General features: G+C 62.3%; 14 protein-coding genes and 1 pseudogene. 10 read left to right on the plus strand and 5 right to left on the minus strand.

Annotated features, from left to right (window positions below):
• Positions 1-90: 90 nt before the first annotated feature.
• Entirely contained in the window at positions 91-3,579 is a 3,489-nt protein-coding gene (gene carB / locus K6M89_RS25370) for a carbamoyl-phosphate synthase large subunit (RefSeq protein ID WP_222141410.1), read from the minus strand.
• A 170-nt stretch (positions 3,580-3,749) separates the two neighbouring features.
• Complete coding sequence (locus K6M89_RS25375) at positions 3,750-4,778, minus strand: zinc-dependent alcohol dehydrogenase family protein (protein WP_222141411.1); 1,029 nt, start codon at positions 4,776-4,778, stop codon at positions 3,750-3,752.
• Between the two features lie 234 nt (positions 4,779-5,012).
• Between K6M89_RS25375 and ypfJ the strand changes: the two genes are divergently transcribed.
• The 3 genes from ypfJ to K6M89_RS25390 all read left to right on the plus strand — a co-directional run bounded on the left by ypfJ (position 5,013) and on the right by K6M89_RS25390 (position 9,070).
• Positions 5,013-5,933: a KPN_02809 family neutral zinc metallopeptidase gene (gene ypfJ, locus K6M89_RS25380; RefSeq protein ID WP_222141412.1), complete on the plus strand. Its 921-nt coding sequence runs from the start codon at positions 5,013-5,015 to the stop codon at positions 5,931-5,933.
• Positions 5,934-6,278: 345 nt separating this feature from the next.
• A complete protein-coding gene (locus K6M89_RS25385) occupies positions 6,279-7,523 on the plus strand; it encodes a TCR/Tet family MFS transporter (protein WP_222141413.1) in 1,245 nt (414 codons plus the stop codon).
• Between the two features lie 143 nt (positions 7,524-7,666).
• On the plus strand, positions 7,667-9,070 hold the full coding sequence (locus K6M89_RS25390; protein ID WP_222141414.1) for an MATE family efflux transporter: 1,404 nt from the start codon (positions 7,667-7,669) through the stop codon (positions 9,068-9,070).
• 15 nt (positions 9,071-9,085) lie between these two features.
• On the opposite strand, the gene K6M89_RS25395 is transcribed toward K6M89_RS25390, so the two are convergent.
• The gene (locus K6M89_RS25395) at positions 9,086-9,406 is read right to left on the minus strand and encodes an antibiotic biosynthesis monooxygenase family protein (protein WP_037140480.1); all 321 of its coding nucleotides are present in this window, start codon (positions 9,404-9,406) and stop codon (positions 9,086-9,088) included.
• Between the two features lie 158 nt (positions 9,407-9,564).
• Between K6M89_RS25395 and K6M89_RS25400 the strand changes: the two are divergent.
• Positions 9,565-9,828 (plus strand): annotated as a pseudogene (locus K6M89_RS25400) (DUF3363 domain-containing protein); the annotation flags it as partial.
• Positions 9,829-9,841: 13 nt separating this feature from the next.
• Here the strand turns inward: K6M89_RS25400 and K6M89_RS25405 are convergent.
• Positions 9,842-10,567, minus strand: a complete 726-nt coding sequence (locus K6M89_RS25405) for a LysR substrate-binding domain-containing protein (protein ID WP_246642676.1) — start codon at positions 10,565-10,567, stop codon at positions 9,842-9,844.
• A gap of 46 nt (positions 10,568-10,613) precedes the next feature.
• On the opposite strand from K6M89_RS25405, the gene K6M89_RS25410 reads away from it, so the two are divergent.
• The 5 genes from K6M89_RS25410 to K6M89_RS25430 all read left to right on the plus strand — a co-directional run bounded on the left by K6M89_RS25410 (position 10,614) and on the right by K6M89_RS25430 (position 13,782).
• Positions 10,614-11,408, plus strand: a complete 795-nt coding sequence (locus K6M89_RS25410; protein WP_222141416.1) for a carboxymuconolactone decarboxylase family protein — start codon at positions 10,614-10,616, stop codon at positions 11,406-11,408.
• Entirely contained in the window at positions 11,405-11,731 is a 327-nt protein-coding gene (locus tag K6M89_RS25415) for a hypothetical protein (protein ID WP_222141417.1), read from the plus strand. The genes K6M89_RS25410 and K6M89_RS25415 overlap by 4 nt, the downstream gene beginning before the upstream one ends.
• A gap of 176 nt (positions 11,732-11,907) precedes the next feature.
• Complete coding sequence (locus K6M89_RS25420) at positions 11,908-12,177, plus strand: NHL repeat-containing protein (protein WP_222141418.1); 270 nt, start codon at positions 11,908-11,910, stop codon at positions 12,175-12,177.
• A gap of 126 nt (positions 12,178-12,303) precedes the next feature.
• The gene (locus K6M89_RS25425; protein WP_246642677.1) at positions 12,304-12,561 is read left to right on the plus strand and encodes a helix-turn-helix domain-containing protein; all 258 of its coding nucleotides are present in this window, start codon (positions 12,304-12,306) and stop codon (positions 12,559-12,561) included.
• Between the two features lie 111 nt (positions 12,562-12,672).
• Positions 12,673-13,782, plus strand: a complete 1,110-nt coding sequence (locus tag K6M89_RS25430) for a sulfite oxidase (RefSeq protein ID WP_245443089.1) — start codon at positions 12,673-12,675, stop codon at positions 13,780-13,782.
• Positions 13,783-13,959: 177 nt separating this feature from the next.
• Here the strand turns inward: K6M89_RS25430 and carA are convergent, their stop codons facing one another.
• On the minus strand, positions 13,960-15,165 hold the full coding sequence (gene carA / locus K6M89_RS25435; protein ID WP_097578983.1) for a glutamine-hydrolyzing carbamoyl-phosphate synthase small subunit: 1,206 nt from the start codon (positions 15,163-15,165) through the stop codon (positions 13,960-13,962).
• A gap of 270 nt (positions 15,166-15,435) precedes the next feature.
• Here carA and K6M89_RS25440 point away from each other — a divergent pair, with 270 nt between their 5' ends.
• Positions 15,436-15,888: a GatB/YqeY domain-containing protein gene (locus K6M89_RS25440; protein ID WP_183912537.1), complete on the plus strand. Its 453-nt coding sequence runs from the start codon at positions 15,436-15,438 to the stop codon at positions 15,886-15,888.
• Positions 15,889-15,894: the final 6 nt, after the last annotated feature.

Genomic DNA, 15,894 nt, shown 5'->3' on the forward strand with positions numbered 1-15,894 from the left:
TCAGCGCTCAAGGAGCGCTGACGCAGTTCCAGTTCATACCCTGTTCCGGACGCAACACCGCGGCGCGGTTTTGCTGGAATTGCTCTGATCTCAGGCGAAGTAGCTCTGCAGCGGCCGCACTTCCAGATTGCCGGCCTTCAGCGCCTTGATCGCTTGGGCGGCGGCTTCGGCGCCGGCCATCGTCGTGTAATAGGGCACCTTCTGCATCAGCGTCGCGCGACGCAGCGACTTGGAGTCCGAGATCGCCTTGTTGCCGTCGGTGGTGTTGATGACGAGCTGGACCTGGCGGTTGCGGATCGCGTCTTCGATGTGAGGGCGGCCTTCCAGAACCTTGTTGATCTTGGTGGCGGTGATGCCGTTTTCGCCGAGGAAGCGGGCGGTGCCGCCGGTCGCCAGCACCTTGAAGCCCTGTTCGACGAGGATGCGGATCGCCGGCAGCACGCGCGGCTTGTCCTCGTCGCGCACCGAGACGAAGACCGTGCCGTCACGCGGCAGTTCGACGCCGGCGCCGAGCTGCGATTTGGCGAAGGCCAGCGCAAAATCGGTGTCGAGGCCGATGACTTCGCCGGTCGAGCGCATTTCCGGCCCGAGCAGCGTATCGACGCCGGGGAAGCGGGCGAAGGGGAAGACGGCTTCCTTGACCGCGATGTGGGTGAGCTTGCGCGGATCGGGCTTCGTGCCGTAGGCGGCAAAGGTCGCGTCGAGTTTCTCGCCGGCCATGACGCGGGCGGCGATCTTGGCGATCGGCGCGCCGATGGTCTTGGCGACGAAAGGCACGGTGCGCGAAGCGCGCGGATTGACTTCGAGCACGTAGACGGTGCCGTCCTTGATGGCGAACTGGACGTTCATCAGGCCGCCGACATTGAGCGCCTTGGCCATCGCCTTCGCTTGGCGCTCCAGCTCGTCCAGCAGTTCGACGGGCAGCGAGCGCGGCGGCAGCGAACAGGCGCTATCGCCGGAATGGATGCCGGCTTCCTCGATATGCTCCATGATGCCGGCGACATAGACATCGGTGCCATCCGAGAGGCAGTCGACGTCGACTTCGATGGCGTGGGTGAGGTAGCTGTCGAAGAGCAGCGGGTTCTTGCCGAGCAGGGTGTTGATCTGGCCGGTCTTGTCGTTGGGATAACGCTGCTTGATGTCTTCAGGCACCAGTTCCGGCACCGTGTCGAGCAGGTAGGTCTGCAGCTGGCCTTCCGAATGCAGGATCTGCATGGCGCGGCCGCCGAGCACGTAGGACGGGCGCACGACCAGCGGGAAGCCGATTTCGGCAGCGACGAGACGGGCCTGCTCGACCGAATAGGCGATGCCGTTGTTCGGCTGGTTAAGGTCGAGCTTCATCAGAAGCTTCTGGAAGCGGTCGCGGTCTTCGGCGAGATCGATCGCATCGGGCGCGGTGCCGAGGATCGGGATGCCGTTCTTTTCCAGCGCCTCGGCAAGCTTCAGCGGCGTCTGGCCGCCGAACTGGACGATGACGCCGACGACTTCGCCCTTTTCCTGCTCGGCACGCAGGATCTCGATCACATCCTCCGCCGTCAGCGGCTCGAAATAGAGGCGATCCGAGGTGTCGTAGTCGGTCGAGACGGTTTCCGGGTTGCAGTTGATCATGATCGCTTCATAGCCCGCATCCTTCAGTGCGAAGGCGGCGTGGCAGCAGCAATAGTCGAACTCGATGCCCTGGCCGATGCGGTTCGGACCGCCGCCGAGAATGACGACCTTCTTGCGGTCGGAGACCTGAGCCTCCGAGCGGGCGGCGCCGACGAAGGGCGTCTCATAGGTCGAATACATATAGGCGGTCGGCGAAGCGAATTCGGCCGCACAGGTATCGATGCGCTTGAAAACTGGGCGGACGTTCAGACCGTTGCGCAGTTCGGCCACTTCCTTCGGGCGCTTGCCGGTCAGGGTTGCCAGACGGGCGTCGGAGAAGCCCATCGCCTTCAGCATGCGCAGGTTGTCGGCATCGCCGGGCAGGCCGTGCTCGCGGATGCGGGCTTCCATATCGACGATGTTCTTGAGCTCGGCGATGAACCAGGGGTCGATCTTGCAGCCTTCATGCACCTCTTCGATGCTGAGACCCTGGCGCAGCGCCTGGGCGACCATGCGCAGGCGATCGGGCGTCGGCGTGCCGATGGCGGCACGGATGGCGTTCTGGCTGGATTCGCCTTCCTCGAAATCGGGGATTTCGATTTCGTCGAGGCCGGTCAGGCCGGTTTCAAGGCCGCGCAGCGCCTTCTGCAGCGATTCCGCAAAGGTGCGGCCGATCGCCATGACTTCGCCGACCGACTTCATCGCCGTGGTCAGCACCGGCGAGGCGCCGGGGAATTTCTCGAAGGCAAAACGCGGGATCTTGGTGACGACATAATCGATCGACGGTTCGAAGGAGGCGGGCGTGGCGCCGCCGGTGATGTCGTTTTCGAGTTCGTCGAGCGTATAGCCGATAGCGAGCTTGGCGGCGACCTTGGCGATCGGGAAGCCGGTGGCCTTGGAGGCCAGCGCCGAAGAGCGCGACACACGTGGGTTCATTTCGATGACGACCAAGCGGCCGTCTTTCGGGTTGACGGCGAACTGGACGTTCGAACCGCCCGTCTCCACGCCGATCTCGCGCAGCACCGCGATCGAGGCGTTGCGCATTATCTGGTATTCCTTGTCGGTCAGCGTCAGCGCCGGAGCGACGGTGATCGAATCGCCGGTATGGACGCCCATCGGATCGATGTTTTCGATCGAGCAGATGATGATGCAGTTGTCCGCCTTGTCGCGGACGACCTCCATCTCATACTCCTTCCAGCCGAGCACGGATTCTTCGATCAGTACTTCGGTGGTCGGCGAGGCGTCGAGGCCGCCGCCGACGATCTCGAAGAATTCCGAGCGGTTGTAGGCAATACCGCCGCCTGTGCCGCCGAGCGTGAAGGAGGGGCGGATGATGGCGGGCAGGCCGACATGGTCGAGCGCCTGGGCGGCGATCGCCATGGCGTGGTTCAAATAACGCTGTTTGCGGTCGCTCTCGCCGAGGTTCCACTGGTTTTCCAGTTCGTCCAGCCCCTTGTCGAGGTCGGAGCCCGAGAGGCTTTCGCGCAGCTTGCTGCGCTCGGCCTCGTGCGTCTTGCGATCGAGGTCCTTGATGTCGGTGGCATTCGCCAGCATCGAGCGCGGCGTTTCCAGGCCGATGCGGGCCATGGCCTCGCGGAACAGCGCGCGGTCCTCGGCCATGTCGATGGCGGCTGGCTTGGCGCCGATCATTTCGACATTGTAGCGGTCGAGCACGCCCATGCGCTTCAGCGAAAGCGCGGTGTTCAACGCCGTCTGGCCGCCCATGGTCGGCAGCAGCGCGTCCGGGCGCTCCTTGGCGATGATCTTGGCGACGACCTCAGGGGTGATCGGCTCGACATACGTTGCGTCGGCAAGGCCCGGATCGGTCATGATCGTCGCCGGGTTGGAGTTGACGAGGATGACGCGGTAGCCTTCCTCCTTCAGCGCCTTGCAGGCCTGGGTGCCGGAATAATCGAACTCGCAAGCCTGGCCAATGACGATCGGTCCCGCGCCGATGATGAGGATCGATTTGATGTCTTGGCGCTTCGGCATGGGCGATATCCATTGTCTGGCTGCGCAAAAAGCCGGCCAGGGTGGGAGATCACCGGTCGGGTCGCGCATTGAGGGTCTTTTCAGGCTAGAAGCGGCTTATAGGCAAATGTATTTGCAAACGGAACCCCATAAATCGCGGAATCGACAGGAATCCGGATATGGCGTGAAAGCTATTTCCCGTCCGGCACGACCAGCACCCGGATTTCGCCGCCGCGCGCCGGATTGGTGATCGCTTCCGGGGCCTCATCGAGCCCGATCCGCCGGGATATCAGCGGCTCGACTTCGATACTGCCGGAGGCGATGAGGTCGGCGGCGCGGCCATGGGTGAAGGGGTTGACGAAGGAGCTTATCAGCGCGACTTCGCGAAACAGCAGATCGAAGGGTTCGACCTCGATCATTGCGCCCTGCGGCATGACGCCCAAAATGACGGCGGTGCCGCCGCGCCGCGCAAGCCGGGGCGCCTGCTGCATGGTCTCGGCTACGCCGGCGCATTCGAAGACGACGTCGGCGCCGCCGGGCAGAAACCCGTCTTCGGCGATAATGCGGGCAATGATGTCGCCGCCCCCGGGATCGGCCGTTGCCGTCGCGCCGAGGCTTTCGGCCAGCCGCCGCTTTTCGGCACTGCGCGTCACCAGCACGATGCGGGTCGCTCCGGCGAGCCGTGCCAGCTGTAGGGTGAGCAGGCCGATGACGCCGCCGCCGAGCACGATGGCCGACGCGCCGGTCTTAAGCCCGGCGAGATCGACTCCGTGAATGCAGCAGGCCAGCGGTTCGCAGAAGGCGCCGTGGAGCGGATCGAGATCGGCCGGCAGCGCGAAGGCCTGGCTTTCAGGCATGCAGACATATTCGGCAAAGCCGCCGTCGCGGTGGATGCCGATCGCCTGCAGCTTCCGGCAAAGATTGACCCGGCCGCGCCGGCACTCCTCGCAGCCGCCGCAAGAGATGTTCGGATCGCCGGTCACGCGCATGCCGGGGAGAAAATCGGTCACGCCGCTGCCGACCGCCTCGACGATGCCGGCAAACTCATGGCCGAGCGTCACCGGCGGCTTGGAAGGAAATTCGCCATGGAAGATATGGCGGTCGGTGCCGCAGATGCCGCAGGCCTCAATGCGGACCAGCAATTCGCCCGGCGCCGGCACGGGCTTGCCGATCTCGCAGAGCTGCAATTTTCCGGTTGCTTCCAGGCGTACGGCCTTCATCGGCTTGTCCTCCCGAATTCTTCTCCTGATCAGGAAGAGCCAAAGCGGGAGTCCCGTCAAGCGCTTAGGGCGCCTTCTTTATCTGAAGCGGCGTGCAGATCGGCTGCGCGCTCGCCACGATCGTATGCCCCAAAAGACCTGGCCTGTCGCCCGATGAAGTCGCTGGAATTCCTGCCATCGACGGATATATAGATTCCTGAAGTAAGAAGCATGGGCATCTCGGGGAGAACGAAAATGGAATGGAGAGGCCGGCGTCAGTCCGACAATATCGAGGATCGCCGCGGCGATCCGGGCGGCGGCGGGTTCGGCCGCGGCGGCGGCTTCAACTTTCCTTCCGGCGGCGGCGTTCGCCGCGCCGGCGGCGGCTTGAGCATCGGCACGATCATCTTCCTCGTCGTCATTTATTTCATCTTCAAGCTGATGGGCATCGACCTGCTGCAGGTGCTCGACACCGGCAGCATGACCAGCGGGCCCGGCTACGAGCAGAGCCAGTCCGAAGGAACACGCACGCCAGCCAATGACGAGATGACCGCCTTTATGCGCACTGTGCTCGCCGAGACCGAGGATACATGGAACGGCATCTTCCAGGCACAGGGGCAGAATTACCAGGAGCCGCGCCTCGTGCTCTTCTCGGGACAAACGCAATCGGCCTGCGGCTTTGCCTCTGCCGCGACCGGTCCATTCTACTGCCCGGGCGATCACAAGGTCTATCTCGACACGGATTTCTTCCAGGAACTCTCCGACCGGTTCGGCGCTTCGGGCGATTTCGCCGAAGCCTATGTCGTCGCGCACGAGGTCGGCCACCATGTGCAGAATCTGCTCGGTATCCTGCCGAAATTCAATCAGGCCCGCCAGCGTATGAGTGAGGACGAAGCCAACAAGATGTCGGTGCGCGTCGAGCTGCAGGCCGACTGCTTCGCCGGCATTTGGGGCAAATATACCCAGCAGAGGGGCCTGCTGGAATCCGGCGACCTGGAGGAGGCGCTGAACGCCGCCCAGCAGATCGGTGACGATACGCTGCAAAAACGGTCGCAGGGTTACGTCGTGCCCGAGAGTTTCAACCACGGCACCTCGCAACAGCGCGTCAGGTGGTTCAAGCGCGGTTTCGACAGCGGACAATTGTCGGCCTGCGATACATTCTCGGGGCCGGTTTGAGGAGGAAATGATTGCCCTTCGCTTGCGCGCCGGGCATTCGTTCCTTCGTCACTCACCGCAGGACGCTCGTTTTAGTCCTTCGCCCTGTCTTCACTATCTCTCACTGTCCATATGCCGCAGCATATGTTCGGGATAACGCCCGCCGGCGGCAGCGCGTCATCGCCGTGATCGCAAGGGAGCCGACCACCCGGCCGAGCCCGGCGGTTGAGGGGTTTCATAAACTTCCCGTATAGCTCATCAAAAACTTTGAAATGTTCACGGATTGTTTCGTTTTCTTTTCTGAGCTATGTCACTTGGGCGGCGACGAGATCGTCTTTTCAGAAACAATCGCTGTAGAGATGCTACATGCTTGACCCGAAATTCGTTCGCCGCGGCCTTTTCCTGGTCTTCATCATCCTCTTCCTCGACATTATCGGCATCGCCATCATCATGCCGGTGCTGCCGGCCTATCTGGAGCAACTGACCGGCGGCAGCGTCAGCGATGCGGCAATCGACGGCGGCTGGCTGATGCTCGTCTATGCCGGCATGCAGTTCCTGTTCGCGCCGCTGCTCGGAAACCTGTCGGACCGTTTCGGCCGCCGGCCGATCCTTTTATTTTCGGTGCTGACCTTTGCGATCGACAATTTCATCTGCGGCATCGCCACCAGCTTCTGGATGCTGTTTGTCGGCCGCGTGCTTGCCGGCATCAGCGGCGGCAGCTTCGCCACATGCTCGGCCTACATCGCCGATATCAGCACCGAGGAGAACCGGGCGAAGAATTTCGGCCTGATCGGCATCGCCTTCGGCGTCGGCTTCACCATCGGCCCTGTTATCGGCGGCGTTCTCGGCGAGTTCGGACCGCGTGTGCCGTTCCTTGGCGCGGCAGCGCTGTCGCTTCTCAATTTCATCGCCGCCTGCTTCCTGCTGCCGGAAACGCTGGAAGCGAAGAACCGCCGCCGCTTCGAGTGGAAGCGGGCCAACCCGCTCGGCGCGCTGCGCCAGATGCGCTACTACCCCGGCATCGGCTGGGTCAGCCTCGTGATGTTCCTGTTTTTCCTGGCGCATGCCGTCTATCCCTCCGTCTGGTCGTTCGTCTCGACCTATCGTTACGGCTGGAGCGAGGGGCAGATCGGCCTGTCGCTCGGTATCTATGGGATCGGTGCTGCGCTCGTCATGGGGTTCGTCCTGCCGCGGATCGTGCCCCTGCTCGGCGAGTGGAAGACCGCTCTCCTCGGCCTGTGCTTCTCGGCTGCGGGACTGACCGGCTATGCCTTCGCCTGGGAGGGGTGGGTCGTCTACGTCGTCATCGTCGCGACCGTCATCGAAAACGTCGCCGATCCGCCGCTGCGCAGCATCGCCGCCGGCAAAGTGCCGCCTTCGGCGCAAGGCGAGCTGCAGGGCGCGTTGACCAGCCTCAGCAGCATCACCACGATCGTCGGGCCGCTGATCTTCACGCAGATGTTCGGCTATTTCACGCGGCCCGAGGCGCCCGTCACCTTTGCCGGTGCGCCTTATCTCACCGCCGCCGTGCTCATCCTGCTGGCCGCCGGTGTATTCCTCACCAGGGTTAGGCTCCGTGAGCCGGCCGAGGCGCTGGAAGCGGCGGGCTGATCAATCAGAAATAGTGATGTCATGATGAATTTTTCATCATCTTCCCGTTCTGGGGTAGTTCTTTGCGAGGCTTTGATCTAAGTCCGAATGATATTTTGCCGCTTCATCGCGGCGTTGCAGATTTCAATCACAGGACTGGTGTCATGGACACGCCGATCGACGCGCGCAGGCTTGCGCCGACAAACGATAACCGTTGGGGCGCACATTTCCGTGCGACGCTGGCGCTCGGCATTCCGCTGATCGGCGCCCAGCTCGCTCAGTTGGGCATCCACACCACCGACGTGATGATCATTGGCCGCCTTGGCGCCGAGCAACTGGCGGCCATGGTGCTGTCGGCCCAGTTCCTGTTCACGATCCTGATCTTCGGCTCGGGCTTTTCCATTGCCGTCATTCCGATGGTGGCGCAGGCCTATGGCCGCGGCGACGTCGTCTCTGTGCGCCGATCGCTGCGCATGGGTCTGTGGGTGGTGATCGGATTCTGGATCATCGCGCAACCGGCCTTTTTCAATGCGGAACAAATCCTGCTTTTTGCACAGCAGAAGCCGGAGGTGGCCAGGCTCGCCCATGGTTATATTCTGATTGGCCAATTCGGCGTGCTGCCGGCCCTCCTTTTCAACGTGATGCGAGCCCTCGTCAGTGCCATCGGCAAGGCGGGCATCATCCTCAACGTCACGATCGTCACGCTGGTGATGAATGCGATCTTCGCCTACGCCCTCGTGCTCGGCCATTTCGGCCTTCCGGCAATGGGGCTCGAGGGTGCGGCGATCGTCTCGGTGGTCGTACAGACGGCGGGCTTCCTCTTCATCCTCGTCTTTGTCCAGCGGCGGGAGGAGACGCGGCGCTACGAGATCTTCGTGCGGTTTTGGAAGCCGGACTGGCACGCGCTGCTGGAGGTCATCCGGCTCGGTTTCCCGATCAGCGTCACCGTGCTTGCCGAGGTCAGTCTGTTTACGGTCGCGTCGCTTCTGATGGGTTACATCGGCACCATCGAGCTCGCCGCGCACGGCATCGCCCTGCAATGGGCTTCGATCGCCTTCATGATCCCACTTGGTCTCAGCCAGGCGGCGACGGTGCGCATCGGCGTCGCGCACGGGCAGGGCGATTATGACGGGCTGGTGCGCGCTTCGATCATGGTTGTTGTCATTGCCTGCGCCATCTCGGCGGTCGGATCGGTCATCTTCGCCACCATGCCGCAATTCCTCGGCAGCTGGTTTCTCGACGTCAACTCGCCCGAGGCGCCGCAAGTGCTGGCCTATGCCGGGCCGCTGATTGTCGTTGCCGGGCTTTTCCAGCTCGTCGACGGGCTGCAGGTGATCGCCAACGGATTGCTGCGCGGCCTGAAAGATGCGCGCGTGCCGATGATCATGGCGCTGATCGCCTATTGGCCGATCGGCTTCTTCCTCGCCTGGGCCTTTGCCTTCCCGCTCGGCTTCGGCGGCATCGGCATCTGGTTCGGCTTCCTCGTCGGACTGGCGGCTGCGGCCGTCATGCTCTGCGCACGCTTCTATCTTCTCCTTCGCCGGGAAGGCGCGCCGGCCGGCGCCTGAGCCGGCCGCGCTATTTTAAGCCGCGACAGGTTTGTAGCTGGCGATATCGGCGCGAATGCCGAGACGGGCAAACATCTCCTGGGGATCGAAATTGGCGGCCTTGTGGGCGGCCGCGACGGCTGCCCGCGCGCGCTCGACGACCTCGGTATTTTCCCATTCGGCAATGGTGACGAAATTGAATTCGCCGGGACCGGCGACCTGCTCCAGCACCCTGTGATCGATGAAACCTTCCTGTGCTTCCAGCAGCTTGTGGGTCATCATCACCTTGACGAGAAATTCCTCGCGCGCCGCAGCCGGCACGACGAACTTGTCGACACGATAGAAAGCTCCGCTCATCCATTTTCTCCTGCATCGGATGTCCTGCGGGGCGTTTGTAATTCCTCAAGTATGGTTGAGGTCAATATGGAAGCGAAGACGTATGAGCGTCCTCATGTTCGAAGTGAGCGATGGCCGCGCGTGAGGTGCGGTCTAAAACCATATGTCGTTCAGAGTGGGAGCGCGAAGTGGCCCGCAACGGCGCGGCGCTGGCGCAGGAGAGAGCGAAGCCTTTCCGTGCAGGCACTGATGGCGAAACAGTTGCGGGCACCTTCACCGGGACCGTGCAGCTATCGAGCGGCAAGTTCGCCATTGTCGAAAGGTCCCACGAGTTCACGCTTGTCCCGTAGCGGCCGGTCATTGACCGACAGCTCGGTCGCGAGGTCGCAGGCATCATGCAGGGCGGAGCGGTGTCTTGGCAGTTGGGGCGGCGGCGGGGACTGGGGCTTTGGCCTCTCAAACCCATTGACCAACTTCACGAAGCACCCGTCGTAGCCATTGATGTCCTGGGTCGGCGTCATGCCGTGCGTGCCAAGTCTGCACCACTCGGAATGAAGGAATATCCAATGGCGGCGGAAAAAGTCGGAGCGGGAGCCGCCCGGCCAACGGTGCGAAGAGACGGCGGGGTTCCGTTGCCACGAGGTCGGAGGCATCGACCAGCATCGGCGCCATCAAGAAGTGGCCGACCGTCACGACGACGTTCCTTTTCAATCCTTTCTCGGTGAGCACAGCATCGACATAGCCGCTCGCATTGCCCTTCATCGAAACCTGAAGATGGCGAAGCGAGAGGTAACGGTCGAGGTCAAGCCTTTCGTCCAGCTCGGGATAATCGCCACGGCCAGCGCAGATGAAATCCTCTTCGTAGAGCAGTTCTTCTCGCATATGGGTGGGCGGTGGCGGGAAGTTGCCTGCGATGAGTTCGACTGCACCGTCGTCCAGCATCGGCAAACCGACACTGCGGCTCGTGTTGCGGATCACCAGAGAAATGCCTGGCGCTTCGCGGTCGAGCCGTGCGGTCAGACGCGATAGAAGCACGAAAGCAGCATAATCGGAGAGACCGATCACGAATTGCCGAGTGCTTTCGGTCGGATCGAACGCGCGCCCGCCAAGCAGGACGCCCTCAACCTGTTCAAGAATCGACCGCACACTTGGCGCGATGTCCTGCGCCAGCGGCGTCGGCATCATACCGCGGGGTGATCGGACGAACAGAGGAGCGACCGGACAGGACATGCTCCACCGGCTGGCTGGCGGAGACGGGCAGGACTACTTCGATCGCTTTGCTACCGCCGCTCCCGACCTCGCGCAGCTTTCAATCGATTTCGCGTTCGGAGAGGCGTTGGCCCGTGATGGGCTGGAGCACAAAGCAAAGCTGCTCGCGATTGTCGCGATGCTCGCCTCAAGCGGCAATCGCAGCGATGCGCTTCGCCTTCATCTGGCCGGCGCCCTTGCCAATGGCGTCACACGCGAAGAGATCATCGAGCTTTTCATCAAACTCAGCGTCTACCGTGGGTTTCCGGCCGCCCTGAACGCATTCTCGGTCGCCCGGAGCGTCTTCGCGCTCGGCGCCCAGCCGCTTCAGGTCGACATCCCCATGTCCGTCGATACGGAAAGTCGGACGGATCGATTGGAGCGGGGGAAGGCTCTGCTTGCGAAAAGCTCGGCCGCATCAGGCGATGCCGTGGTCCGTAGTTTTGACGATATCGCACCGGACCTCGGACGCATGATCGTCGAACATTCCTATGGCGAGGTTTTCTCGCGCAAAGGCATCGATCTGAAGACCCGTGAACTCAGCGCCTGCGCGGCTTTGGCCGCCATCGGCTCCGCGACAACGGAAACGCCTTTGCGCGTCCACATCAACGCCGCCTTGAACGTTGGTGCGAGCCGGGATGAGATCATCGAAACGCTGGTCAATCTCACCGCCTACAGCGGCTATCCAGCGACACAGCAGGCGATCCGCATCGCTGCGGAAGAGTTCGCCAAGAGCAACCCGTCCTCGCGACCACGTAGGGAAGAAAGTGAATGATCGACCGACGTTCAATGCTTTCCGCAATCATCTCAACTGCACTCGTGCCGCCATCGCTCGCCATGATCACTCCCGCCGCAGCGCAGAGCACCAACCGGGCCGAACGTCTCTGGACGGGTTTCAGCTCGGTGGTCGGCATAGCGTTCGACAAGAGCGGGAACCTCTATGCGGCGGAATGGAGCGCTGACCGCATCTCGCGCGTCGAGTCGGACGGAAAGCGCACGACGTTCGCGGGTGATTTGTCCGGCCCCTCGGGTCTCGCGATCGACGCGGAGGGCAACATTTATGTTGGCTCACGGGGCTCGCGACGCCAGCGGGGCTAGGCTTCGATCGGGCAGGACGACTGCTTGTCGCCAACCGACGCACCAACGAGATTCTCGCTTTCGATGCCGCCAAAACCCGCAGTGTCGCTGTCTCTGGTCTGAGAACGCCGGTTGGGGCCATTCATCGTCCTGACAACGGTTTCGTTGTCTCCAACATCAGCGGCGGCGTGACCATCGTGCGCGGCGATGGTCGCCGCATCGAGACCGGGGAGGCATTGCGCACGCCAGGACCGGGGATCGCACAGACTGCAAGCGGCAGGGTCTTCGTGGTCGACTACGGTGGAACGGGCATCCATGAGGTTTTCGACGATGGCCGCACGAGCTTGTTCGTCGATGGACTTTCCAGCCCGGTGGGCCTGACGGTCTCACCATCGGGCGATCTCAGCCGACTGGGGCAATGGCGCCGTCTATCGCATCAGGCTCGCGTGACGTCGGCGTCCCGCTAATGGTCCAGCGCGGCCACAAGCGCACTTCTGGATGAACGATAGGGAGCAACTGCACTAGGTCGGCAACGAATGCGAAGACGGAACAACGGCCCGGCAGAGACGATATCGTCAGCAACGTCGTTGCTGATGACCGGCCGCATTCCGATGGTATCGTTGATTCAGACCTTGGCTGTCGCCGAGCATTTGAATTTCCGTTACGCGGCGAACGTCCTCGGCGTCACGCAGTCAAGCGTCAGTTCGCGCGTCAAGGCGCTTGAAGCGACGCGTGCAGCTTTTCGAACGACGGCATCGCGGCGTCCGGCTCATCGCAACCGCATCTTCGCCCGCGACGGGGCCTTTTGCTGCCGTTCGATGTCGATCCAAGGAACGTGCGGTATGTGCTAGAATGGGGCCGAAGACGGACGCGACAGACGCACTGCGAGGGGCGGTGTGATCGAACTGGAATTCGCGCGACCGAGTGCCAACGTTGTGCCCTTGGAAGGGGAGACGAGGACGATGCCGACACCAGAGCAACCCGGTCTAATAGTTCGACAGAAATCCCCACAGAACATCGAGTTTCCGTTTGCGTCACTCTCCGATTGGCTGATTCCAACCGAGCTGTTCTTCGTGCGAAACCATTTCCAGTCGCCGGACCTCGATGCGCGAGACTGGAAATTGCGCGTTGGCGGGGCGGTGGAGCGGCCGATCGAACTTGACCTCGACAGCATCAAGGCGATGCGGAGCACGACTTTCACTGCCGTCGTCGAGTGCGCAGGGAACGGGCGCGTCTACTATGTGCCGCCGAAGGAGGGGTTGCAGTGGCAGAACGGAGCCGTCGGCAATGCCGCGTGGACAGGTGTTCCTCTGCGCGAGATTTTAGAAATGGCGGGCGTTAAGCGAACCGCACGTGAGGTTCTGCTCGTAGGCGCAGACAGCGGCGTTGTCGACACGAACAAGAAAACGGCTTCTCCAGGCCCCATCGCTTTTGCGCGCAGTTTACCGCTTGAGAAGGCCATCGCTGACAGCACGATCCTTGCCTATTCGATGAACAAGGAGCCGTTGACGCGCGATCACGGCTACCCGCTGCGCGCGGTCGTGGGTGGCTGGTTCGGCATGGCTTGGGTCAAGTGGATCACGCATATCACGGTTGTGGAGCAACCGTTCCTTGGCTACTGGCAGGCGCGCGACTATTTCCGTTGGGAGCGCAGCCTCGGGGAACCCAGGCTGGTCCCCCTCGCGGAGATGGAGGTCAAAGCGCAGATCGCGCGTCCCGTGCAGGGCGCGCGTCTCGTCGCCGGCCAACCGTATCGGATTTTCGGAGCCGCCTGGAGCGGAGAAGCTGTCATCCGGCAGGTGCAGGTCTGCACCGGAGATGGCAGGGGCTGGCGCGAGGGAAGGCTCCTCGAAACAGAACGTCCCTTCGCATGGCGCTTGTGGGAGTACATGTGGACCCCTGAAGAAGCGGGGCGATATATACTGCGATGTCGCGCGATCGATGGTGCGGGGTGCGTGCAGCCCGACCTCCAGCGTTCCGACTGCGAGAGCTACGCGGCCAATTGGATCGTTCCCGTGGAGGTTACGGTCGTTCCCGAGCCACAGACGTACGAGGAGGAATTCGTGATCTAGTCGCCCGCATGGGCCAGAATGGCGGCTTTGGCGCAAAGCAGCCTTATTCTTCTATAACGAAAAAAGACCGCTTCGGCAGATAGCGGTCCTTCCTCTCATTGCTGCCTTTCAAGATTCAAGAGATTCCACATCACGTGCCGGTTTAGCGGGCCGTTGCGAAATCGGCAGTTCTTGAAATCAGCGTTCGGCGAGCGCCGGTTCGCCCTTCTTCTCGCGCACCATGTTGATGAAGCGGCGGAAGAGATAGTGGCTGTCCTGCGGGCCGGGGGAGGCTTCCGGATGGTGCTGGACGGAGAAGACCTGCTTGCCGAGGACGCGCAGGCCGCAATTGCTGCCGTCGAACAGCGAAATATGAGTCTCTTCAACGCCATCGGGCAGCGACTTCGAGTCGACCGCGAAGCCATGGTTCATCGAGACGATCTCGACCTTGCCGGTCGTGTGATCCTTGACGGGATGGTTGGCCCCGTGATGACCCTGGTGCATCTTTTCGGTCTTCGCGCCGAGGGCGAGGCCGAGCATCTGATGGCCGAGGCAGATGCCGAAGACCGGGATATCGGTCTTAACCAGCGTCTTGATCACGGGCACGGCATATTCGCCGGTTGCCGCCGGATCGCCCGGGCCGTTCGACAGGAAGATGCCGTCCGGCTGCATGGCGAGCACGTCTTCGGCGCTCGTTGTCGCCGGCACGACGGTCACCTTGCAGTCGAGGCCGGCAAACAGGCGCAGAATGTTGCGCTTGACGCCGTAGTCGAGGCAGACGACGTGGTATTTTGCGTCCGCAGCGCCGAGTTCGCCATAACCTTCGTTCCAGATCCACGGCGTCTGGGTCCATTGCGAGGACTGGCCCGAGGTGGCGATCTTGGCGAGGTCGAGGCCTTCGAGGCCGCTCCAGGCCTTGGCTTCGGCCTTCAGCGTCTCGATGTCGAACACGCCGTTCGGATCGTGGGCGATCACCGCGTTCGGAGCGCCGTTCTCGCGGATCCAGGCGGTCAGTGCGCGGGTGTCGATGCCGCAGAGACCGATGATGCCGCGCGCCTTAAGCCACTGGTCGAGATGTTTGGCGGCGCGGTAGTTCGAGGGTTCGGTGATGTCGGCCTTGAAGATGACGCCGACGGCGCCGTGGCGGGCGGCGGGCGTCAGATCCTCGATGTCTTCATCATTGGTGCCGATATTGCCGATATGGGGAAAGGTGAAGGTGACGATCTGGCCGAGGTAGGAAGGGTCGGTCATGATCTCTTCATAGCCGGTCAGCGCCGTGTTGAAGACGACCTCGGCTTGGACCTTGCCCGTTGCGCCGATGCCCTTGCCTTCGATCACCGTGCCGTCGGCAAGAACGAGCAGGGCGGTCGGCTTTTCGATTGTCCAGGGTGCTGTCGCGGTCATCTTCATCCCGTTTCCGGCGGCCGATGCGCGTTGCCGCGCTCGCTGCCATTTGATCTCGCAGGCGTGTGGACGCGGCAATGCCGCGCGCTTCAGGCCTGATCACGAATTTTGGTGCAGGTGGCGGTAGATAGCCACGCAATTGCTGAGCGTCAATCTTTGTAACCGGGATTGCGGCTGTTTTCCTGCGCTTTATCGCGCCGATCTCGCAATTTATTTGATCCCCCGCATCAGCGTGGTTTATGAAGCGCCATCAAAAACGGAGAAAAGACCATGCTGCGCGATCAACTCGCCACCCAGCTGAAAGAGGCGATGAAGGCCAAGGATTCGGAGCGGCTTTCCACCGTCCGGCTGATTCAGGCCGCGATCAAGGATCGCGATATCGCCAATCGCGGCGCCGGCAAGGAGCAGGCGAGCGACGACGAGATCCTGCAGATTCTCGCCAAGATGGTGAAGCAGCGCGACGAATCGGCAAAGATCTACGAGGAGAATTCCCGGCCGGAACTCGCCGCCAAGGAGCGCGCCGAAATCACCGTCATCCAGGATTTCATGCCGAAGCAGCTTTCGGAGAGCGAAGTGCGCGCCAACGTCTCGGCGATCATCGCCGAGACCGGTGCTGCCGGCGCCAAGGACATGGGCAAGGTGATGGCCGCGCTCAAGGAGCGTTATGCCGGCCAGATGGATTTCGCCAAGGCCTCGGCGACCGTCAAGGAACTGCTGAACTAAATTTGG

Source organism: Rhizobium croatiense (assembly GCF_019793465.1).
GTDB classification, from domain to species: Bacteria; Pseudomonadota; Alphaproteobacteria; order Rhizobiales; family Rhizobiaceae; genus Rhizobium; species Rhizobium croatiense.